This is a genomic window from Tardiphaga sp. 841_E9_N1_2 (assembly GCF_051811065.1).
In the GTDB taxonomy this organism is placed as follows: Bacteria; Pseudomonadota; Alphaproteobacteria; order Rhizobiales; family Xanthobacteraceae; genus Tardiphaga; species Tardiphaga robiniae.
Window position 1 is genome coordinate 3416989 of sequence record NZ_JBPWQC010000001.1, and the last position, 22032, is coordinate 3439020.

General features: G+C 61.9%; 21 protein-coding genes and 1 tRNA gene. 13 read left to right on the forward strand and 9 right to left on the reverse strand.

Annotated elements, in window-relative coordinates:
• Positions 1 to 170 precede the first annotated feature (170 nt).
• A complete protein-coding gene (locus tag AB8A50_RS16455; protein ID WP_439078325.1) occupies positions 171 to 1169 on the reverse strand; it encodes a fumarylacetoacetate hydrolase family protein in 999 nt (332 codons plus the stop codon).
• A gap of 121 nt (positions 1170 to 1290) precedes the next feature.
• On the opposite strand from AB8A50_RS16455, the gene AB8A50_RS16460 reads away from it, so the two are divergent.
• The 5 genes from AB8A50_RS16460 to AB8A50_RS16480 are packed head-to-tail and all read left to right on the forward strand — an operon-like array spanning position 1291 to position 5263.
• The gene (locus AB8A50_RS16460; protein WP_439078326.1) at positions 1291 to 2217 is read left to right on the forward strand and encodes an ABC transporter substrate-binding protein; all 927 of its coding nucleotides are present in this window, start codon (positions 1291 to 1293) and stop codon (positions 2215 to 2217) included.
• Positions 2218 to 2227: 10 nt separating this feature from the next.
• Positions 2228 to 2926, forward strand: coding sequence for a GntR family transcriptional regulator (locus AB8A50_RS16465; protein WP_439078327.1), 699 nt, complete (start codon positions 2228 to 2230; stop codon positions 2924 to 2926).
• 5 nt (positions 2927 to 2931) lie between these two features.
• Entirely contained in the window at positions 2932 to 3738 is an 807-nt protein-coding gene (locus tag AB8A50_RS16470; protein WP_439078328.1) for an ABC transporter ATP-binding protein, read from the forward strand.
• Positions 3739 to 3770: 32 nt separating this feature from the next.
• Complete coding sequence (locus AB8A50_RS16475) at positions 3771 to 4499, forward strand: ABC transporter permease (RefSeq protein WP_439078329.1); 729 nt, start codon at positions 3771 to 3773, stop codon at positions 4497 to 4499.
• The gene (locus AB8A50_RS16480; RefSeq protein ID WP_439078330.1) at positions 4496 to 5263 is read left to right on the forward strand and encodes an ABC transporter permease; all 768 of its coding nucleotides are present in this window, start codon (positions 4496 to 4498) and stop codon (positions 5261 to 5263) included. The genes AB8A50_RS16475 and AB8A50_RS16480 overlap by 4 nt, the downstream gene beginning before the upstream one ends.
• 154 nt (positions 5264 to 5417) lie before the next feature.
• Here the strand turns inward: AB8A50_RS16480 and pgm are convergent, their stop codons facing one another.
• Positions 5418 to 7067 (reverse strand): phosphoglucomutase (alpha-D-glucose-1,6-bisphosphate-dependent), encoded by a 1650-nt coding sequence (pgm, locus tag AB8A50_RS16485; protein ID WP_439078331.1) that lies wholly within the window; start codon positions 7065 to 7067, stop codon positions 5418 to 5420.
• 312 nt (positions 7068 to 7379) lie between these two features.
• Positions 7380 to 8153, reverse strand: a complete 774-nt coding sequence (locus AB8A50_RS16490) for a Crp/Fnr family transcriptional regulator (RefSeq protein ID WP_439078332.1) — start codon at positions 8151 to 8153, stop codon at positions 7380 to 7382.
• 151 nt (positions 8154 to 8304) lie between these two features.
• Between AB8A50_RS16490 and AB8A50_RS16495 the strand changes: the two genes are divergently transcribed.
• The gene (locus tag AB8A50_RS16495; protein ID WP_439078333.1) at positions 8305 to 8682 is read left to right on the forward strand and encodes a hypothetical protein; all 378 of its coding nucleotides are present in this window, start codon (positions 8305 to 8307) and stop codon (positions 8680 to 8682) included.
• Positions 8683 to 8736: 54 nt separating this feature from the next.
• Here AB8A50_RS16495 and AB8A50_RS16500 read toward each other — a convergent pair whose 3' ends face one another.
• Positions 8737 to 11130 (reverse strand): calcium-binding protein, encoded by a 2394-nt coding sequence (locus tag AB8A50_RS16500; protein WP_439078334.1) that lies wholly within the window; start codon positions 11128 to 11130, stop codon positions 8737 to 8739.
• A gap of 539 nt (positions 11131 to 11669) precedes the next feature.
• On the opposite strand from AB8A50_RS16500, the gene AB8A50_RS16505 reads away from it, so the two are divergent.
• Positions 11670 to 11828 (forward strand): hypothetical protein, encoded by a 159-nt coding sequence (locus tag AB8A50_RS16505; RefSeq protein ID WP_170849580.1) that lies wholly within the window; start codon positions 11670 to 11672, stop codon positions 11826 to 11828.
• 18 nt (positions 11829 to 11846) lie between these two features.
• Here the strand turns inward: AB8A50_RS16505 and AB8A50_RS16510 are convergent, their stop codons facing one another.
• From AB8A50_RS16510 to AB8A50_RS16525, 4 genes are all read right to left on the reverse strand, one after another.
• Positions 11847 to 12755, reverse strand: coding sequence for a LysR family transcriptional regulator (locus AB8A50_RS16510; protein WP_439078335.1), 909 nt, complete (start codon positions 12753 to 12755; stop codon positions 11847 to 11849).
• Between the two features lie 16 nt (positions 12756 to 12771).
• Complete coding sequence (locus AB8A50_RS16515) at positions 12772 to 14280, reverse strand: tripartite tricarboxylate transporter permease (protein WP_309943462.1); 1509 nt, start codon at positions 14278 to 14280, stop codon at positions 12772 to 12774.
• 15 nt (positions 14281 to 14295) lie between these two features.
• Complete coding sequence (locus AB8A50_RS16520; RefSeq protein ID WP_439078336.1) at positions 14296 to 14781, reverse strand: tripartite tricarboxylate transporter TctB family protein; 486 nt, start codon at positions 14779 to 14781, stop codon at positions 14296 to 14298.
• A gap of 83 nt (positions 14782 to 14864) precedes the next feature.
• Complete coding sequence (locus AB8A50_RS16525) at positions 14865 to 15824, reverse strand: tripartite tricarboxylate transporter substrate binding protein (protein ID WP_439079987.1); 960 nt, start codon at positions 15822 to 15824, stop codon at positions 14865 to 14867.
• Between the two features lie 393 nt (positions 15825 to 16217).
• Between AB8A50_RS16525 and AB8A50_RS16530 the strand changes: the two genes are divergently transcribed.
• From AB8A50_RS16530 to AB8A50_RS16540, 3 genes are all read left to right on the forward strand, one after another.
• The gene (locus AB8A50_RS16530; RefSeq protein ID WP_093757095.1) at positions 16218 to 16640 is read left to right on the forward strand and encodes a VOC family protein; all 423 of its coding nucleotides are present in this window, start codon (positions 16218 to 16220) and stop codon (positions 16638 to 16640) included.
• 20 nt (positions 16641 to 16660) lie between these two features.
• Positions 16661 to 17140 (forward strand): VOC family protein, encoded by a 480-nt coding sequence (locus AB8A50_RS16535; protein ID WP_089265928.1) that lies wholly within the window; start codon positions 16661 to 16663, stop codon positions 17138 to 17140.
• 180 nt (positions 17141 to 17320) lie between these two features.
• A tRNA-Met gene (locus AB8A50_RS16540) sits at positions 17321 to 17397 on the forward strand.
• A 107-nt stretch (positions 17398 to 17504) separates the two neighbouring features.
• Here the strand turns inward: AB8A50_RS16540 and AB8A50_RS16545 are convergent.
• Positions 17505 to 18230 carry a GntR family transcriptional regulator gene (locus tag AB8A50_RS16545; protein ID WP_374725611.1) on the reverse strand — a complete coding sequence of 242 codons (726 nt, stop codon included), beginning with the start codon at positions 18228 to 18230 and terminating at the stop codon, positions 17505 to 17507.
• 236 nt (positions 18231 to 18466) lie between these two features.
• Between AB8A50_RS16545 and AB8A50_RS16550 the strand changes: the two genes are divergently transcribed.
• From AB8A50_RS16550 to mhpA, 3 genes are read left to right on the forward strand one after another with little or no spacing between them, the layout of a single operon-like run.
• Positions 18467 to 19498 (forward strand): amidohydrolase family protein, encoded by a 1032-nt coding sequence (locus AB8A50_RS16550; RefSeq protein WP_120287103.1) that lies wholly within the window; start codon positions 18467 to 18469, stop codon positions 19496 to 19498.
• On the forward strand, positions 19495 to 20400 hold the full coding sequence (locus AB8A50_RS16555) for a VOC family protein (protein WP_439078337.1): 906 nt from the start codon (positions 19495 to 19497) through the stop codon (positions 20398 to 20400). Before AB8A50_RS16550 ends, AB8A50_RS16555 begins: the two co-directional genes overlap by 4 nt.
• Complete coding sequence (gene mhpA, locus AB8A50_RS16560; protein ID WP_439078338.1) at positions 20397 to 21965, forward strand: bifunctional 3-(3-hydroxy-phenyl)propionate/3-hydroxycinnamic acid hydroxylase MhpA; 1569 nt, start codon at positions 20397 to 20399, stop codon at positions 21963 to 21965. The genes AB8A50_RS16555 and mhpA overlap by 4 nt, the downstream gene beginning before the upstream one ends.
• Positions 21966 to 22032 lie beyond the last annotated feature (67 nt).

A 22032-nucleotide genomic window follows, 5' to 3' on the forward strand; every position in this document is an offset into this window, starting at 1 on the left:
GGTTGTTTTTATTTTGATCTAGCTCGTCATTCCGGGGCGGAGCCGGCGCCGGAGGCGACGGGACCGAGCCCGGAATCTCGAAATGTTCGGCGCAAAACATGCGGGGATTCCGGGTTCGCGCGTGCAAGATGCACGCACGCCCCGGAATGACAGTATGTGGCGGAGGTGAACTACACGTCCTGCCGCACGACCTTGTTCTTCAGCACGCCGATCTTCTCGACCTCGAGCTCGATGTCGTCATTATGTTCGAGATACCAGCCGAGTTCGAGGCCGCAGCCGTTGCCGACGGTGCCGGAGCCGATGAATTCGCCGGGCATTAGCGTCTCGTCCTGCGTCACATGGGCGATGATCTCCTCGAAGGAGAACAACATGCCCTCGCTGGTCGAGGACGAGCGCACCTTGCCGTTGACGCGGCATTCCATCTTCAGTCTGTAGGGATCGCCGATCTCATCCGGCGTGACAATCCACGGCCCCAGCACATTGCCGCCGTCGAAGCTCTTGCCCTTGGCCGGGCCGAGCCGGCCTTCCATCTCCAACCGCTGCGCGTCGCGCGCAGAGAAATCGTTGAAGATGGTGTAGCCGAAGATGTGATCCTTCGCCTTGGCCGCAGAAATATTGGCGCCCTTGGTCTTGGTGACGATGCCGAATTCGAGTTCGTAGTCCATCACCTTGCTGTAGCGCGGCCACTTCACCGTGGTGTTGGTGCCGCGTACGCTGAAGCGATTGGTGATGTAGTAGATCGGCTGGCGGCGATACACTTCGGGCAATTCGCCGAGCGGCTCGGCTTCCAGCCGTGCCAATTCTTCCATGTCACCCTTCGCACGGGCGGCCAGCTTCAACTGGCCACGCGGCGACTGCCGGATATGCAGCGGAAACGACATGCCATCGCGCATTTGCCGCGGCTCGGGCAATGGCGCAAGAATGTCTGTACCGGCGACATTCACGGACAGCGAGGCGTCGTTGCCGTGTTTCTCGAAGGCACTGCGCGCCGCATCGAGTGCAGCCTCACCGGCATCGATCAGCGCCAGCATCGAGTCGAAGGCCGGATTGCCTCCATCGCGGGCCGCGGCGCCGGCGAGATCGAACAGCTTGGTATCGTTGGCGTGAACGATACCGACCCTGGCTTGGCCATCCTGCTGACCGCCGGCACGAAATGTCGCGAGCTTCACGAGCGTTCTCCCACTTGCTTGTTTTTCGATAAAATATATGATCAAAAAAAATATCGATAAACAAGAGGCGATCGCAAAGATTGCTTCACGATCGAAAAATGCTCGGGTGAGGGAGACGACCATGACCAGGTGGACGGTGGCAGCCCTATTGGCCACGCTCGCTGTGACGAGCACCGCGCATGCCCAGACCAAGCTCCAGATTGGTTGCACTGCAACAACAGACTGCGCCTCGGCGATGGTCGCGGTCGATGAAGGCATCTTCAAGAAGCACGGGCTCGATGCCGAGATGATTCCCATCGGCATCAACTCCAATATCCCGGCGGCCATTCTGTCCGGCTCGATCCAGATCGGCGGTCCGACCTCCACCGTCTTCCTGCAGGCTGCCGACGGCGGCCTCGATCTCGTCGCGGTCGCCGGCGCAACGGTGATGAGCCCGACCTCGAACGCCAATATCACCGCCTTCGTGCGTAACGGCATCACGATCAAGGAGCCGAAGGATTTCATCGGCAAGAAGGTCGGCGCACCGGGCCTCGGTGCGTTTCTTCACGTGCTGTTCGTCAAATGGCTGGTCGACAAGGGTGTAGATCCCAGGAAGGTCAATTTCGTCGAAGTGACCTTCCCGACCATGCCGGACATCATCAAGTCCGGCGGTGTCGATGCCGTGCTGACCGCCGAGCCGACGGTATCGCGCATGCTGGCGGCTGGTAGCGGCAGCATCGGCGCACGCTACGCGTCGGAACTCGAGCGCACGGAGCCGATCATCTTCTATGCGGCCTCGCGCGAATGGGCCGAGAAGAATCCCGACACCGTCAGGAAATTTCGCGCTGCCATCGCCGAAGGTGCGGCGATCGTGAACAGCGACAAAGACAAGACCTCAGCCGCGATTGCCAAATTCACCAAACAGACCATCGAACTGGTGAAGGCATCGCCGCCGAACAAGTCAGAGCCGGTGCTGAAGCCCGAGCAACTGGCATGGTGGATCGACGTCATGTCCTCGCAGAAAATGCTGGAGACCAAACTCGATCTCAACAAACTGATTCTGAAATAGGTCAAACTGAATGGCGGGCCAGCCCCTTAGCAGTCCAATCGATGTATCCGGCTCGGATACGCTGAGCGAACGTGCAGCGACATTGCTCCAGCATGACATCATTGCCGGCAATCTCGCGCCAGGCACGCGGCTTGGCATCGTCGATCTCGTGCAGCGTTACGAGATCGGCGCCACGCCGATGCGCGAAGGACTGTCACGCCTGATCTCACGCGGCCTCATTATCGGCATCGGCCAGCGCGGTTTTCGCGTCGCCGACATCAGCCGGGAGGATCTGGCCGACATCACACGAATGCGTAGCGTGGTGGAGATGGAGGCGCTGCGGCTGGCCATCGAACATGGCGACGATGCCTGGGAGGCTGGCATCCTCGGCGCGCTTCACCAGATGCGCAGGCATATCGACCGGACCGGCGATGAATTCCGCGAAGGCGCGCCGGATTTTGACAAGCTCCATAAGGGATTTCACACCGCATTGCTGGCGGCCTGCGGATCGCAGCGCCTGCTCGCCGCGCATTCGGAGCTCTACGATCAGGCCTATCGCTACCGCCGGGTGATGATGCGCGGTTTCGACAGCGGCAGCCGCTTTGTCGCGGCCCATCAGCTTCTGGCCGATCGCGTGCTTGCGCGCGAGACTGGTGCTGCGCAGGCCATGCTGACGTCGCATCTGCACTCGACGCTCGCTTACGTTTATCCGCCCGGACAGGGAGATTGAGCGCGATGACATCCATTGCCCTCCGCAAGGACATCCCACCGGCCCAACTCGAAAAGTCGCAGATCACGTTTTCCCATGTCACGCTGGATCTCGGCGGCAAGACGATCATCGAAAACGTCACCCTCGACGTGAAGCCCGGCGAGTTCCTCTGCATCATCGGTGCCTCCGGCTGCGGCAAGACGACGGCGCTTCGCCTCGCCGCCGGCCTGTACCAACCGACATCCGGACATGTCAGCTTCGACGGCGAGCCGATGCGCGCGCCACGGCGCGATGTCGCCATCGTGTTCCAGGATTACGGCAAGGCACTGCTGCCATGGCGCACCGCCGCCGGCAATATCGCGCTGGCGCTCGAAACCATCGGCATGCCGAAGGCACAACGCCCCGCCCGCATCGACGAGTTGCTGAAGAAAGTCGGATTGCCCCATCACGCCGGGAAATATCCCGCCGAGATGTCCGGCGGCATGCAGCAGCGGCTGCAGATCGCGCGATGTCTGGCACAGGAACCGAAAGCGCTCCTGATGGACGAGCCGTTCGGCGCGCTCGATGCCATGACACGGCAGGGCCTGCAGGACGAGGTCCTGTCGCTGCTCGATGCCAGCAAGGCTACGGTGATCTTCGTTACTCACGATCTCGAAGAAGCCATTTATCTGGGCGACCGCGTCGTCGGCCTGCTGCCGCATCCCGGCCGCATCGGTATCGATCTCAAGATCAACCTGCCGCGCCCGCGCGATCAGTTGACCACGCGCGAGAACCCGGAATTCCTGCGGTTGCGCCGCGAATTGTTCGACTTCATCAAGGCATCGGAAGCATGAGGTCCGAGCGCCTGAAAGCGGCGATCCTTCCGATGAGCCTGCTCATCGCGCTGGAAATCTGGGCGCGCTCTGTCGATATCCACAGCGATGCATTGGCACCGCCGAGCGCCGTGGTGCTGGCGCTGTTTCAGGCGTTCGGCGACGGCTCGATCCTGGCAGCCACACGCGATACGCTGGCTTCGGCCTTTGCCGGCCTCGTGGTCGGCGGCGCCATCGGATTGTTCTTCGGAATTGCACTCGGTATCTTCCAGCCGCTGGATCGGCTGATGGAAGTCACCATCGAATCCCTGCGGCCGATCCCCTCCATCGCGCTGCTACCGATCGCGCTGATCGCGCTCGGCTTCGGCTATCGCATGGAAATTGTGATCGTCGCCTTTGCCTGTGTGTGGCCGATCCTGATCCTCAGCCGCGCTGCCGTGCGCAGCATCGAGCCGCGACTGATCGAAGTCTCCCGCGCGCTGCGGCTATCGCCAGGCGACCGCGTCCGCAAGATCATCATTCCCGCAGCACTGCCGCGCATCTTTCTCGCCTTCCGCCTCGCCGCCGGCATCGCGCTGATCGTCGCGGTCACCGTGGAGATCGCGATCAATCCCATCGGACTCGGCGCCGGCATCATGATTGCGCAACAAGCATTGCGCCCGGACCTGATGCTCGCTTATCTGCTATGGATCGGCCTGATCGGCTATGCACTCAATGCCGGATTGCTGGCAGCGCAGCAGCATCTGTTTGGTCCCGCAGCGCTGGCGGGAGAGGTCCGATGAACTGGGCACTCACCCTCTGGCGCCTTGCCAGCTTCGCCGTTGCTGCAGGCCTGATCGCGCTATGGCAGTTGATCGCCAATCTGAAACTGGTCTCGCCGGTGTTCCTCCCCGGCCCCGATCGCGCATGGGCCGCGCTGATGCGCGGCTTCAGCAATGGCACGTTGCTGGACAAGACAATCGGCACCCTCGAACACATGTTCTATGGCTGGCTGGTCGCATCGGTCGTCGGTATCGCACTCGGCGCCATGATCGGCTCGTCCAAGGCGATGCGCAGCTATGTCGCTCCGTCGCTGGAATTCCTGCGGCCCCTGCCCGTATCGGCGATCATTCCCGTCGCCATCGCTCTGTTCGGGCTGACCCAGGGCATGGCCCTGTTCGTCATCGCTTTCGGCGCAATCTGGCCGATGCTGCTTGCGACCGTCCACGGCTTCGGCGCAGTAGAGCCGCGTCTCTATGAGGTCGCGCGCTCGCTGCACATGTCGCGCCTCGCGGTGATCTTCAAGATAGCTCTGCCATCTGCCAGTCCCGACATCATCTCCGGCATGCGACTGAGCCTGACCGTGTCGCTGATCCTGGCGGTGGTCTGCGAAATCCTCGCCGGCCTCGACGGCCTCGGCCATTGGGTGCTGCTCTCCGCGCGCGCGTTTCGTTCGCCGGATCTGTTCGCCGGCGTGATCCTGCTCGTCGTGATCGGCTATGTCACCGCGCTGGCGATGTCGATCGTCGAGCAGCGCCTGCTGCGGTGGCGGACAAGCGGGCATTGAGAAACATACTCGTCGTTCCGGGGCGCTCGCTCTTGCGAGCGAACCCGGAACCTCATTCTGTGAATCTCTGATCGCGCCAAACACCACGAGGTTCCGGGTTCGCGCGCGAAGAAGCGCGCGCCCCGGAACGACGAGTTTGTGATTGCGTGTGGAATTACTTGGCAAACACTTTGCCGATCGCCGCCTGCGCATCGTGCTGGATCTGCTTGAGATGATCCGCGCTGCGGAAGCTCTCGGCGTAAATCTTGTAAACGTCCTCCGTGCCCGACGGACGCGCGGCGAACCAGCCATTGGCGGTCGAGACCTTGATGCCACCGAAGGACTGGTCGTTGCCGGCCGCCTTGCTCTCGGTCTTGGTCACCGCATCGCCGGCGAGCTCGGTCATGCCGATCTGCTCCGGCGTGACCTTCTTCAGCACATTCTTCTGCTGGGGCGTGGCCGCGGCGTCGATGCGCTCGTAATAGGGCACGCCGAATTCTTGCGTGAGCTTCTCGAAACGCTGACTCGGATTCTCCTTCGTCACCGCGGTGATCTCCGCAGCGAGCAGGCCCAGAATAAGTCCGTCCTTGTCGGTGGTCCACACCGTGCCGTCCTTGCGCAGGAACGAGGCGCCGGCGCTTTCCTCGCCCCCGAAGCCGAACGAACCATCGACGAGACCGTTCACGAACCATTTGAAGCCGACCGGCGTCTCGACGAGCTTGCGGCCAAGCTTGTTCACCACGCGGTCGATGATGGCGCTGGAGACGATGGTCTTGCCCACCGCCGCATCTTTGCGCCAGTTCGGACGGTGCGCGAACAGATAGTCGATGGACGCGGCCAGATAATGGTTCGGATTCATCAAGCCGCCGGTGCGGGTGACGATGCCGTGGCGGTCGGCATCGGTGTCGTTGGCGAAAGCGACGTCGAACCGGTCGCGCATGCCGATCAGCTTGGCCATCGCATAGGACGATGAACAGTCCATGCGGATCTTGCCGTCCCAGTCCAGCGTCATGAAGCGAAAGGTCGGATCGATCGCGGTATTGACGATGGTCGCATCGAGCTTGTATCGCTCGATGATCGGCTGCCAGTAATGCACACCGGCGCCGCCGAGCGGATCGATGCCGATCTTGACGCCTGATGCGCGGATCGCCTCCATGTCGACGACATCAGCGAGGTCGGTCACATAGGGCGTAATGAAATCATAGCGCTTCACGAATTCGGATTTGCGCGCACGCGCGATCGGGATGCGCTTGACGCCGGCCATGTCGTTCTCGAGGAAGCCGTTGGCAGCTTCCTCCATGATGCCGGTGATGTCGGTATCGGCCGGGCCACCGTTCGGCGGATTATATTTGAAGCCGCCGTCTTCCGGCGGGTTGTGCGACGGCGTGACCACGACGCCATCGGCCAGACCAGACGAGCGGCCCTTGTTGTAGGTGAGGATAGCGTGGGAGATCACTGGCGTCGGCGTATAACCGTCATCCTGGTCGATCCGCACATGCACGCCATTGGCGGCGAAGATTTCCAGCGCGCTGACCAGTGCCGGTTCAGCCAGCGCATGGGTGTCGATGCCGATGAAGAGCGGGCCGTCGATGCCGGCACCCTTGCGGTAATCGCAGATCGCCTGGCTGACGGCGAGGATGTGGTTCTCGTTGAAGGAATTATGGAGCGCGGAGCCGCGATGGCCGGAGGTGCCGAAAGCGACGCGCTGGGCGGGGATGGACGGATCCGGCTTGCCGACGAAATAGGCCGTCACCAGCCGAGGCACGTTGACCAGCAGGGACGGATCGATGGTTTTGCCGGCCAGCGGACTCACATGAGCAGCCATTTGTTCTCCTTCGCACACACAAGAGCCCAGACGCGGCGCAACCGTCGCCGGGGTCAGGACTCATGGCATGTTTTGGAGGACAAATCAGCCGGTTATGAGGGGCATCGGCAGGCTGCCGAAGTGCTCAGGAATGCCCGAAGGTTCGGCGCGAGACCCAGGCCAGCGGCAGCGCGAAGCAGACGAACATCGTGACCACGGCGGCGGCGACCAGCATACTGTCGAAAGGCATATCTCTTCTCCTTGAGTGACGGAGAAGAGTGTGAGCGCGGCAGGACACGCTCACCTTGAGCTGCATCAAAATGCAGAGCCGCATTACGCCGCGGCGAGCTGATCCAGCCGGTCGGTGGACAGCAGCCGCACGCCATCGGGCACCACCAGCACGGTCTTTTCCTTGGCGAGCTTGGTCAGCGTGCGGCTGACGGTTTCAATGGTCAGGCCGAGATAGTCGGCGATGTCCTGGCGGCTCATGGGCAGCGGCACGTTGACCGACATCGCGCCGATGCGGCCATAGCGCGCCTGCAGGTTCAGCAGGAAGGCGGCGACCTTCTCGTCAGCCGTGCGGCGACCGAGCAGCAGCATCTGGTCCTGCGCAAGGCTGAGTTCATGGCCGGCAAATTCATGCAGGCGGCGCAGCAGATGCGGCTTGCCGTCGACATAGCTGAGAAACTGGGCGTGGGAGAAACGGCAGACTCGCACCGGCGTTACGGCCTCGGCGGCGACGCCATAGCGGTCCATCAGCGCAAGGCCGAGAAAGTCGCCGGGCAGCGCAAAGCCAACGATCTGGCGACGGCCATCGGGCAGCGACTTGTAGAGCCGGACGATGCCTTCGGTCACGTTGAACACGCTACCGGCCAGCGCGCCCTGATCGAACAGCATGGCCTTGGCCGGGAAATTCTTGACCTGGCTGAGGCGATCGAGCTCGTCGAGTTCCGCCGGTTCCAATGCGCCGCAGACGCTGAACAGGCGCACCTTGCAATCGTCGCAGCCGTTGGTGCTGCGGCCGTGCTTGCAGTCGCGCTCTCCGGCACAGGTCTCGGCCGCTGGTTCCGCGAAGGTCATGGCACTGTCCATCTTCGGTTTGGTCATATGTGGCAGGTCTTGAAAATCACTCTACACCATTTGACATGGATCAATCGTGGACGCTTTGACCCATATCAATGCCGAACCAGCCCATCCCCGCCAATTTCGCAGGCCATGCGGGAATCCGGCGATGAATGAGGAATATCAGGCGCAACCAATGGCTTGGGCGGACGCTCGCGCGGCCTATCCGCTCGTCTATCTGCACGATGCCAGCGTTACGCTGGACACATGGCTGGATTTCGTGCGCCGGCGAACCGATGCCGACGGCGGCGACAACGGGCTGATCGTGATCCGCGACCGGCGCGACATCGTCCATGCGCTGTTTGCCTACCGGGTCGATCTAGACCTGCGCGGCACCAAACAGCTCTGCATCGCGCAACTGATCGTGGCCCAGATTCCCGGCTCGCAGATCGACCATGCGGTGGTCGCCTCGACCAGCCAGGTCGCGGCGTCGCTGGGTTGCCCGAGCATCGTGATCGAGCAACCGTTTCAGCTGATGCCGGGCGTCACGTCGCGGACGTCGACCGCAGCGTAACGCGAAAGCGGCCGCGACGCCGGTGGCCGCGCGACGACACTCACATCGCGGACATCACAAGACGAAGTCACCTGCCTTCAAGACAGCGCTGTTCACCTGAACCGCGAAGTCGGCCGCACCATCGCCATCGACATCGCCTTGAAGAAGATGATCGGCGAAGCGCAATTCGCCGGCGATATGTGTGAAAGCGGCGCTTCCGACGAAGGCGAACGCTTGATCACCGGCGGCCTTGCTGTTGGCATCGATTGCCGACAGATCGATCCAGTCGGCCGTGTCTGCGACGATCGACGAAAAGTCGGTGATCTGATCGGCAGCTCCGGGCAGACTGTCCTGCACAGCTTTGAATACAAAACTGTCCGCGCCAGCTCCACCGGTCAGGATGTCGGCGCCGAGCCCGCCTGTGAGCGTATCGTTGCCGGTGCCGCCATCAAGACTATCGTTTCCGCCGCCACCATCGATCAGATCGTTCCCGCCGCCACCGGAAATCCGATTGTCGCCTGCGTCACCCGTCAGCAGGTCCATAGTCCCGCTCCCGATCAGATTTTCGATCGAGCTGAGCCGGTCACCTTCGGCATCTCCCCATTGAATGACACCTGTCGCCAGATTGATATTCACCTGGGCGATGGACGTGCTGTAGTCCGCCGTATCGTTGCCGGCGCCGCCAGCAAGCACATCGGCACCTGCGCCGCCGGCGAGGATATCGTCACCCGCATTGCCCCAAAGCTGATCGTTACCGGCACCGCCGTGCAGGATGTCATTGCCGGCGCCGCCGGTCAGCGCATCGTTGCCTTCGCCGCCATCCAGCACGTCATTGCCGGCGCGACCGTCCAGCACATCCTTGCCGCTGCCGCCTGACAACGTGTTGGCGGCACCGTCGCCGATCAACGTGTCGTCGAAGCGACTACCAATGACGATCTCGATCGAACTGAAACTGTCACCGGCCGCATCGCCACCGCTGCCCGTACCGAGTGTCAGATCGACATGAATACCGGCAGACGATGTCTCGTAGCGCACCGTATCGATGCCGGCCGCGCCGGCGAAAGCATCCGCGCCCTTGCCGCCGACGAAAATGTCATTGCCGTCACCGCCCCACATACGGTCGTCGCCATCGCCGCCGAATAGAAAATCATTGCCCGCATCGCCGTAGAGAAAGTCGTTGCCGCCGTCGCCATGCAGGACGTCGTTTCCCGCCGCACCATGTATTGTGTCGCGACCATCGCCGCCGTGAATGATATCGTTATCCGCGGTGCCGGGCAGCACGTCATCGCCGGGCGTACCATTCGCGATCGTGTTGAACGACATGATGCGGCCGTGGATGTCGTCTGCAGCCGGTCCCTGCTCGAACGAGGTCCAGGTCGCGAGAATACGTCCATCTGACAATGTCAGGAGATGCGGTCCGGTTTCCGCCAGGCCACCTGCCGAATTAACGAGGAAATCGTTGCCGATCGGGAAAGCGCCCGGAATCAGCAGGCGACCATAGAGATCACTGGCTCCGGTGACGGGATCGGTGGCGTGCCAGATGATGACGGCGCGACCATCCGGCAGTGCGGCGATCGACGGGGAATCCTGACCGCCGTCAAAATTCGCATTGACGATATTATCGGACACAACCACGGATCCGTCCGGGTTCAGCAGGCGCGCATGAATGTTGCTGTCACCATCCGGTTCCTGCGCGGTCCAGGCCACGAGAATGCGTCCATCCGCGAGAACCGCGGCAGACGCGTCGCTCTGATTGAACTGGGCTCCCGGCACGATGCGAAAGTCCGGCCCGCTCGCGCTGCCATCGGGGTTCACGAACTGGCCGGAAACGTTGTAGCGCCCCTCGTCCGGATCGTACGACCTCCATGTGACGAACGCCCGCCCGTCGGGCAGCGCCGTCACCTTTGGATCATATTGCGTACCCCAAGTGGTCGTATTCACGGTGAAGTCGTCGACAGCAACGGTCCCGTCGTCGTGGAGGATCCTCCCGCGGATATCGCCGAGATATTTCGGATCCCCGCCGTCTGCGGACACGTAGGTCAGCAAGATCTGGCCATCGGCAAGCGTCGTGACGGAAGGCATTTGCGGCGAAATCGCAGTTGATGAATTGACCACCATATCTGCAACGGGATGCCCCTCCGCATCGATGAGGGTGCCGCGAACTTCGGTGACATTGTCGGCGGCGATATAGGACTGCCATGCGACAAAGGCGCGGCCGTCGGAGAGCGCGGTGACCGAAGGCGCTCCCGGATCCCCGCTACGATCGATCGTGATCTGAAAATCAGGTCCTTGAGGCGTACCGTCCGCCGACAAATAGTGGCCCTGAATTGTATGCGGCTGATGACCGCTGGCGTCCGTCGCCGTCCATGTGACAAGAATACGTCCGTCGGACAACAGCGTTTGGGTTGCGCCCGCCTGGTCATTGGCGGTGGTGGAATTGATGGGAAATTCAGGTCCGACAAACGCCATGATGCAGCCCCCACTCATTTCGCCGGAGCGTGAATCTTTAATCGGACGAATCTGCGGCTGATATTTGTCGAGCGCGCGTTGTTCGTCCTCGCATTGAATCAATTGCATCCCATCGCATGCGTTAGGCGCGGCGGCCTTGTCCGAATGCAACGCGGACGCTTGCGATCACATCGATCGCCCGCTCTGTCTCATCGCACATCGCGATATCCTGTTTTCCACACGCGGTTTGAATCGCGCGCAGCGCTGATGGCTGTGCGCGCACATGGCCACATCCTTCTTGCAGCGATCTCCTTCAATCGATGGACTGACGGCGATGCCCGGAGCCCTGCCAACTATCTGCTGCGACCTGAACGGCGTGCCGAAGGCGCAGCAGCGCGACGTCGTGCAAGACGATCGGGTGTCATTCGGCTCGGGTCGATTTAAAATCGATAAATCCGATTGCAAGCGTCAATAATATTCGGTTGTCAAAATTTATAGCAGTCCTAGGCTCGAAGGAACCCGAGGAGCGATGCCGCCCCTCGATCGTGCAGGAGCCGACCATGAAAACGATCATCCACCCCGACGTATCGGTCGCTCTCGCGCTGTTCGCCTTTGCAGCGGCGATCATCGCACGCCTGACAGCCACCAAGCGCTCCCGGCATAGCGCCGATCAGATCGCGGCCATCGTTGCGACATCGGGATATCCGTCCGGCACCTAGCCGCGCCTGCCCCCCGCATCACGTCCGCCTTTCCGGACGTTTCGGCGCCCTCGCCTGCCCTGCAGGCACGGGCTTTTTGTTGGCCGCGTCACGCGCGAGGCGATGCATGAGTGCGACCGCTTCGGCGATGATCGCATCGTCGCGATCGCCGGGATAGACGACATAGGCCGGCATCGAGAATTCCGGCGCATCGGCGACGGCATGCAGCCGCCCAGCCTTCAGCTGGGGTGCAACGATGCGGCGCGGGAAATATCCGGAGCCGCCATTCTCCAGCACATGCTGCAGCCCGAGCCAACCGATATTGGCGGTGAGCGATGGCCCGGCGAAATCCGGAAACAGCGCCATGTGGCGTGCGTAGAATTCCGGGCCCCAGTCGATATAGACGTAACCCGACTGCGGCTCCGGCGCGCTGTGCGTGCTCGTCGAGACCAGAATGAGCTGCTCATCGAACAACTGCTCGACCTTGAGGCCAGGCCGGCTCTGCGGCGTATACATCACGCCGATATCGATCCTGCCTTCGACGAGGCCCTGCATCAATTCGGCTTCGAGAGCGCTCTCAGCGCGGATCGCGATATCCGGATGTTTCGCGCGCATCAGCGGCAGCCAGTGGAGCAGATGCTCCTCCCACAGCCCGATGCGACCGCCGACGGTCAGCGTACCGCTGAAGCCTTTCGTAATGCCGACATCCTGCCGCGCATGTTCCACTGTTCGCACCAGCGTGGACGCGTGTTTCTGAAACTGGCGGCCGGCGGGTGTCAGCGTCGCGCCGGCCTTGTTGCGGACGAACAGCGTCACGCGCAGCAACTGCTCCAGCGTCTGGATCCGCGCGCTGACCGTGGACTGCGTGACATGGAGCTTGTCCGCCGCAGTTACGAAATTCCCGGCGCTCACAACAGCAAGGAATGTCCTGGCCAGTTCGGTGTCCATGAAAAATGCCTCCCGGCTACGCGCCCTCGTCGAGCGCGACCATCTCGCGCTTCTTGCGCAGTGCAGGCAGCAGCGGCGCGATCAGAAGCACCACTGCCAGCAGCAAACAAGCCGCCGAGATCGGCCGCTCGATGAACGTCATGAGATTGCCCTGCGACAGGATCAGTGATTTGCGCAGATTGTTCTCCAGCAGCGGACCAAGCACAAAGGCCAGCACCAGCGGCGCGGGCTCGTAACCGAACTTGCGCATGAAGTAGCCGATCACGCCGAAGCCGATCATGACATAGACGTCGAACACATTGTTGCTGCTGCAATAGACGCCGATGATCGTGAACAGGATGATCAGCGGGAACAGCACGTTGTAAGGCAGCTTCAAGAGCTTCACCCACATGCCGATCAGCGGCAGGTTCAGCACCAGCAGCATGAGGTTGCCGATATACATGCTGGCAACGATGCCCCAGAACAGTCCGGGGTTCTGCGTGATCAGCAGCGGGCCGGGCTGCAGCCCGTGAATGACGAAAGCGCCGAGCAGCAGCGCCATCACCACGTTCGGCGGGATGCCGAGGGTCATCAGCGGAATGAACGCACCGCCGGCGGCCGCGTTGTTCGCTGCCTCAGGTCCGGCAACGCCTTCGATCGCGCCATGACCGAAGCGCTCCGGATGTTTCGACAGCCGCTTCTCCAGCGCATAGGACGCAAAGGACGCGACCACGGCACCGCCGCCCGGCAGGATGCCGAGGAAGAAGCCGAGGATGGTACCGCGCCCGATCGGCCCGGCGCTGGCCTTCCAGTCTTCTTTGTTCGGCAATAGCTGCGTGATCTTGGCATTGATGATGTCGCGCTTGATCACCTGCTCGGTGTTGAGCAGCACCTCGCCGAGCCCGAACAGACCCATCACCACGGGCACGAGACCGATACCATCGATCAGCTCGATCCGGCCGAAGGTCAGCCGCGGCTGCGCGGTGATGCTGTCGAGGCCGATGAGGCCAAGTACGATGCCGATACAGGCCATCAGCAGCGCCTTGGCCATCGAGCCTTGTGTCAGGAAGGTCAGCACGACCAAGCCGAGCACCATCAGGCTGGCATATTCCGCGGGGCCGAAGGCAATGGCGACCGAAGCGAGTGACGGCGCCACCAGCATCAGCATCACCAGCGCAAAAGTTCCGGCGATGAAGGAGCCGAGCGCGGAGATGCCGAGCGCCGGACCGGCACGGCCCTGCTTCGCCATCTGGTGGCCGTCGATACAGGTGACGACGGAGGCCGCCTCGCCGGGGATGTTGACCAGGATCGACGTGGTCGAGCCGCCATACATCGAGCCGTAATAGATGCCGGCCATCATGATGATGCCGGATTCCGGCGTGCCGGACAAAGTCACCGGCAGCAGCAGCGACATCGCCGAGATCGGCCCGATGCCGGGCAGTACGCCGACCAGGGTACCGATGAAGACGCCGATGAAGCAGTAGAGAATATTGACGGGCTGCAGCGCGACGCCGAAGCCGTGCATGACATTGACGAGAACATCCATGATCCGTGTTTCCCGTCAGCCGATTTCAAACATGCCCGAAGGCAACTGGATCAGCAGGCCACGTTTCAGCACCCACCACACACCAACAGGCGCCAGCACCGCGAGTGGGATCGCCAGCGTCCAGCGCACGGGATCGATCACGCGCAACAGCAGCAGCATCAACGGAATGGTCGAGATCAGGAAGCCGAGCGGTTCGAGCGCGAAAGCATAGGCCGAAAGGATGACGATGATCGCGCCCGGCTTGCCCCAGCTTGCACCTTCCCACCGCGAGCCAAAGGTCGGTCCGCCTTCGGTTACCGAAGCAAGAATGATGGTGAGCGCGAAAGCGCACATCAGCAGGCCAATGTAGAACAGCATGAAGCCGGAGCCGGGATCGTTGATGGTGCCGAGCTTCAGCTTGAGGCCGGAGCGAATGACGAACACGCCAAGCGCAATGCCGAGCACGCCGGTCCAGAGTTCTGAATTGTTGAGCCGGAATGGCGGGCGGGTTTGATCAGTCATCGTTTCTGTCCCGGGACATCGACATGAAATGAAGGCGCATGCGATGAACCCCATCGCATGCGCCTGACGTCGTTATTCGACGATCAATTCGGCTTCTTGCCCAACCCGATTCCCTCGATCACCTTGCGCTCTGAATTGGTGACCTCGACAACGAATTTCTTGTAGTCCTCGGTGTTTTTGTAGTTCGGCACCATGTCGTATTTCGCCAGCGTCGCGATGACGGCAGGATCCTCGATGGCTTTCTTGAAGGCGTCATGCAGCTTGGCGACGATCTTCGGATCCATGCCCTTTGGCCCGGCAATGCCGAATGGCGAGTCATAGACCATCGGATAGCCGCTTTCCTTCAGCGTCGGCGCATCCGGGAAATTCGGCGAGCGCTTGTCGGTCCACACCATCAACAGACGCAGCTTGCCGGCATCGACCAGCGGCCGCCAGCCGGTGGAATCCGCCTGCAGCATGGTGTGATTGCCGAGCACCGCAGCGTTGGTTTCAGCGCCGCCCTTGAATGGCACCTGCGTCAGCTTGATGCCGGCCATGGCGGCGATCTGCTCCATGCCGACATGCAGCGATGTGCCGGTGCCCGGCGTCGCGTAAGTCACCTTGCCCGGATTGGCCTTGGCGAAATTGACCACGTCCTTCCAGGTCTTGAACTGCGACTCCGCATTGGTGGTGATGCCGAAGGTGTAGCCGGTGAGATGGATGATGTAGGAGAAATCCTTGTCCGGATTCCACGACACGTCCTGCATCAGCGGCAGGCGGAACACGGTGATCGGAATCTGCGAGATGGTGTAGCCATCCGGCTTCGCAGCCGCCGCCATGGTGGCCGGGCCGACCGTGCCGCCACCGCCGCCCTTGTTGTCGATGGCAATCGGCTGACCGAGGTGTTTCGACGCCGCGTCCGCAATTGCGCGCATCGAGATGTCGGTGGAGCCACCGGCGGGCCATGGCACGATCAATGTGATCGGCTTGGTCGGATAGTCCTGCGCCTGGGCTGCACCGCTGAACAGGGTGGCGGCCGCGATGAGCGCGACAGCAGCGGACATAGCAAGGCGATTGCGTTGCAACATGTGTTTCTCCCTCTGCGATTCCGGGGGTGATGCCCGGACCGGCTGTATTTTTATTGTCGTTCAGTCTAGCCCGGAACAAACCCAGGAAAAGGACATGTTTCGAACCTGACTGCGAACGCGTCTTGCGTCTTTGGCAATCAACGATGATTTCACCGCCGCCGCAATTCGCAATCGGGATGAGCCATGCGACATTCCGTCTGCACGCGGAGATCGCCGGGCTAGAATATTGATCGCAGGGGAGAAAAATTCCGCCGGCAAAAATATCGAAAGAATTTTGGAGCCGATGTCGGATCGCGGCCGGGCCAACCGTCCTTTGCGGGACAATCGCCAAGAGAACACTCACAACGCATACCCACTGGAGTTCATCCGATGAGCAAAATGATCTTCGTCAACCTGCCCGTCACCGACCTGCCCCGCGCGGTCGCCTTCTATGAAGCGGTCGGCGCGACCAAAAACCCGCAATTCTCCGACGACACCGCCGCCTGCATGGTGTTCTCCGACACCATTCACGCGATGCTGCTGACCCATGACAAATATCGCCAGTTCACCTCGAAGAAGATCGTCGATGCGAAGACCTCGAGCGAAGTGCTGATCTGCGTCTCCGCCGACAGCCGCGACGAAGTCGATGGTCTCGTGAAGAAGGCCGTGGGTGCGGGCGGCAGCGCCGATCCAACACCCACGCAGGATTTCGGCTTCATGTATGGCCGCAGCTACGAGGATCCCGACGGTCACATCTGGGAAGTGATGTGGATGGACATGGCCGCCGCGCAATCTGCGATGGCTCAGGCCTGATCGAGAGAGGGATAGCAGCGATGTCAAAGATCTCACCCTGCATCTGGTACGAGACCGAGGCCGAGGAAGCCGCCAGATTCTACTGCTCGCTGGTGCCCAATTCCTCCATCGATCGCGTGCAGCGCGCCCCGATCGATTATCCCGGCGGCAAAGCAGGCAACGTGCTGGTGGTCGGCTTCACGCTGGCCGGCCAAAGCTTCATTGGCCTCAATGGCGGCAGCCCCGCCACATTCAGCACGGCCGTGTCCTTCACCATCCATTGCGAAGACCAGGCCGAAGTCGATCGTGTGTGGGACGCCATTTTGACAAATGGCGGCAAGGCAAATGCCTGCGGCTGGATCAACGACCGCTGGGGCGTGCCCTGGCAGATCGTGCCGAACGGCTTTACTGAAATGCTTGCCAGCGAGAATGGCGAGGGCGCCAAGCGTGCCATGACGGCCATGATGGGCATGGTCAAGCTCGATCTGGCCGCCCTGAAAAAGGCCTTCGACGGCGGCTAGACGTGGCCATAAGTGCCTGATCGGGCGGCGATAGCTGCCCGATCTCCAAATCGGCGGCCGGGTTGCGGGAACATCTATTCAGGCACCGATTTGAGGCGCTACTTTGCTTGACATCGAGTCCCTCGACTTCTTATATGCCGCGCATTCGCCAGGGGACAATTTGTCCCCTCCGGATGCCGTGGCGGGGTAGCTCAGTTGGTTAGAGCACGGGAATCATAATCCTGGGGTCGGTGGTTCGAGTCCACTCCTCGCTACCAAATTTTCTGCCTACCAAATCTTGCAGACATGTTTCCAAGGCCTTGCATGCGTCGCGAGGCCTTTTTCATGTCCGCAGAGGTGCTTGCTCGGCCTGCGTCCGTGCCCGCTACGATGCCGCGTCTTCGCCCTCATGCAGTTCAGAAAAGATCTGCTTGTCCTGGAGAATGACTTCAGCGGTCTGCCTGTAATGCGCGGTGAGCAGATCCACGGCGTGGTCCGCATCGCCGCTCAAAACTGCAGTCATGATCGCCTGATGCTCGTCCGTCACATGGCGTGACGGGAAGGCCTTGCGGATCGACAGACGCCGATAGCGGTAGAGCTGGTCGGCGAGTTGTCCGCAGAACGCGATCAGAGACTGCGAACCGCAATTCCCGATCAAGGTGCGGTGATAGACGCGGTGCAGCCGCTCCCATTCCGGATTGTCTTCGAAGTGTTCGGCATTGAGCGAGCGCGGGGTTCGCCCGAGGCGATGTTGCGCGAGCAGAAGCTGCTCCTCCCATTGCGGCGTCGAGGCCGCCATGGATTCCCGCAGCGCCAGACTCTCGACCCAGCACCGGGTCTTGGTCAGTTCGGCCAGTTCGCTGCGGCTGATATCCGCGACATAGAATCCGCGCTGCTCGCGGCACTCCACCAGACCATCGGCGGTCAGCCGGTTGAGCGCCTCGCGGAGCGGCGTCTGACCGGTCTGATACAGCTCGGTCAGGAAACGCATCTGGAGTTTCCGGCTCGGCTCGAGCCGTCCGGACAGCAGGTCCTCCCGCAACCGGTCATAGACCGTGCTGGCCTGGGTCGAGGACGGCGGCGAAGCCAATTCCAGTGAGGTTGTGTCCACGTGCTTCAATCCCGGAATCATCTGCCTGTCGGCTTCGATTTCTATACACTTTTTCTGATTTCAGAAAAATCTATAAATTTTTATTGTACGAGCCGATTTCTATAGATATTAGTTCCCCAAGGTCCTGAGAGATGACTGGCGGGAGGCGCGACAATGTTTGGCAAGGCTCAGCAAGCGCCTGAGGCATCGGCAGTTTTCGCAACTGTCCAGCCGCGCATTGCCCGATCACAGTGCCTATGAGCGCCATCTCCCCATGCAGCTGCGGGATCGATGTCCACGCACATGTCGTGCCGTCCTCCTTCCCTTCCTACCTGGGCGCGGCGGTGCCGGCCGACTGGCCGTCGATGGCGGATGCCAAACCCTGCCACAAGCATGTGATGATGGCCGGCCGCATCTATCGCACGGTGTCGGATCGCTGCTGGGATGTCGCCAAGCGCGTCACGGATATGGCGGAGATGGGACTCGGCGTGCAGGCCATTTCGCCGATGCCGGAGCTACTGTCCTATTGGATGGAGCCCGCAGCGGCGAATGATCTCCTCCGCTACATCAACGACCAGATGGCCGAGATGGTCATGCATTCCGGTGGCCGCCTCGTCGCCCTCGGCGCGGTACCGCTGCAGGACATCGACCGCGCCATTGCCGAGCTGCATCGGCTGAAGCACGAACTCGGCTTTGCGGGCATCGAGATCGGCAGCAACATCAACGGCAAGCCGATCGGGTCTCCCGACTTCGACGGATTCTTCGCCGAGGTCGAGAAGCTCGACATGGCGGTGTTCGTCCATGCTCTGCGGCCTTGCGGCATGGATCGCCTCGTCGGCCCCGCGCAGTTGCAGCAGGTACTGGCCTATCCGACCGATGTCGGCCTTGCCGCGGCATCCGTCATCACCTCGAACCTCTTGCTGCGCCACCCGCGCCTGCGCATGGCGTTCAGCCACGGCGGCGGCACGCTCGCCTCGCTGCTGCCGCGGCTTCAGGAGGGATATCAGGTATTTCCTGTGCTGCAGGAGAGCATCCAGGAATCGCCGATCTTGCAGGCACGCCGGCTCTATTACGACGCGCTGGTCTATGACGACCCGACGCTGCTGCATCTGATCGCCAAGTTCGGCGCGACGCAGATCATGCTCGGCACAGACTACCCGTTCGCATTTCACGATCGCGCGCCGGCAACGCGCGCCGCATCAGCGATCGGCGACGAGGCGACGCGCAATCTCGTCCTTCATGCCAATGCAAGACGTTTCCTCGGCCTTGACGAGCAGGCTTCGCAATGACCCATTTCCCGATCACAGCCCTGCGCAGTGTCGATCTCGACACGCCCGACCTGCAGCGATCCGAGCAGTTCTACACATCTGTGTGGGGACTCGACCTCGTGACGCGCCACGAAGGCGTCACTTACTTGCGGGCCAGCGGCACCGATCACCATGTCGTCGCCTTGCAGCAGGGCGATCGCCCCGCGCTGAGGGCCATTACGTTCCGGCTGCATTCGGATGCCGATTTCCACACGGTCGCCGCAGCATCGGTGAAACACGGCGCCACGCTGCTCTCCGGCCCGGCACTAAATCCGGCGCCAGATGGGGGCACACTGATGACCATCCGCGCCCCGGACGGCGGCGTACTGCGCTTCATTCATGGCGACCTGCAACATGCCGAAGCTCCGTCATCGGCCAACCGGCCGACACGCCTCGCGCATGTCAACATCAACAGCACCGGTGTCGATGATCTCGCCGCGTTCTACGAAAAGGCCCTCGGCTTTCGTCTCACCGACCGCTCGAAGATCATGGCCTTCGTTCGCTGCAACAGCGACCACCACGCCATCGTCATCGCCGACGCTGCCGTGAACGGGCTCAATCACGTCGCCTTCCTGATGCCGGATCTCGAAGCGGTGATGCGGGGCTCGGGTCGCATGATCGATGCCGGATTTCCCATTGCCTGGGGCGTCGGCCGCCACGGCCCCGGCGACAATGTGTTTGCCTATTTCATCGATCCGGTCGGGATCGTCATCGAATATACCGCCGAAGTTCTGCAGGTCGATGACAGCTATGTCGTGCGCGGCCCGTCGGAATGGGTCTGGCCACCCGGCCGCACCGATCACTGGGGCATCGCCCCGCCCAAGGCCGATCACGTCAAGGCGGCACAGACCGCGGTTCCCTATGCTGACTGGAGTGCCGCGTGACACTTTCATCCGAACGGCCACAGAACGACTTCCAGGTTGTCGTGATCGGTCACGGCCCATCGGGCGCCGTCGCGGCCAGTCTCCTTGGCGACTTGGGCATCCGCACGCTAGCCATCGACCGTCAGCTAGAGGTCTATGACAAGCCGCGTGCGATCGCGATCGATCATGAGATCCTGCGCCTGCTCGACAATCTCGGCGCTGCAGAGCGCGTGCTGCCTTACGTTGCTCCGTTCCCCGCCTCCCAACATTTCGGCGCCAAAGGGCAGCTGATCCGCCGCATCGACATGGTCGCGGAGCCTTATCCGCTCGGCTACACACCCAGCATGGTGTTCACGCAGCCGCCGGTCGAAGCTGCCTTGCGCGAACATGCCGCGGCCTATGACAGCGTCGAGGTCGAGCTGGGCACCGAACTGCTCGGCTTCGAACAATCGACCGATCGTGTGACACTGCATTTGCGCGACGGTCGCGGTACGACGCGCGATGTCACCGCGGACTATGTCATCGCTTGCGACGGCGCATCGAGCGGCACCCGGCAACAGCTTGGCATCGCATTCGAGGATCTTGTCTTCGATGAGCCCTGGCTTGTCGTCGATCTTCAGGTCAACGACGCCTCCCTCAGCAAACTGCCGCAGACCGCCGCGCAATTCTGCGATCCGTCGCGGCCCACGACCTTCATCATCGGCCCCGGCAATCATCGCCGCTTCGAAATCATGCTGCTGCCCGGCGAAGATCCGCGCGAGATGGAAACGGCCGCGCAGGTCTGGCGATTGCTCGCGCGCTGGATTACGCCCGATGATGCCACGCTGTGGCGTGCTGCAAGCTACCGGTTTCACGCGCTGGTCGCGCAGGAATGGCGACGCGGCCGCATTTTCCTCGCCGGCGATGCCGCGCATCAGCAGCCGCCGTTCATCGGCCAGGGCATGTGCCAGGGCATCCGCGATGTCGGCAATCTCGTCTGGAAGCTCGACCGCGTACTCCGCGGACAATCCAATGCAAAATTGCTCGATAGCTACGGCGAGGAGCGCGGCGAGCATGTGCGCCAGCTCACTTCCCACATCAAGGCCATCGGCCATGTAATCTGCGAACGCGATCCCGACGCCGCAGCAGCACGCGACGAGCGCATTCTTGCGGAGGGCGGCGGCCAACCCCGCACCATCACCCGTCAGGAAATCGTGCCGCCATTGCAGACTGGTTTATTGGCGTTCCCGCTTTGCGCAGCGCATGGCACGTTGTTTCCACAGCCATGGATCAGGACCGCAGAAGGACGGCGCCGTCTCGATAGCGTCGCCGGCACCGGATGGCGGCTTGTGCTCGATATGCGCAACGAACTGGAGCCCGGTCCCGACCTGCAAGCGATCATGACTCGGCTGGACATCAGGCCAATTCGTATCGGCCCCGCCGCCGATGACGTACTTACTGAAGAGGACGGCGTTCTCGCCGCATGGTTCGACCGTCACGACTGTCGCGCCGCAATCGTGCGGCCCGACCACTACGTCTTCGGCGTCGCCAGCGAGACCAGCGCGCTCGACGCGCTACTCACCGATCTTGCGGAGCGGCTCCGATGATCAGACCGGCCGCACAGCGTCGCCACACCAACATTCCCCACGGACACACAGCTTCCAGAGCGAGGAC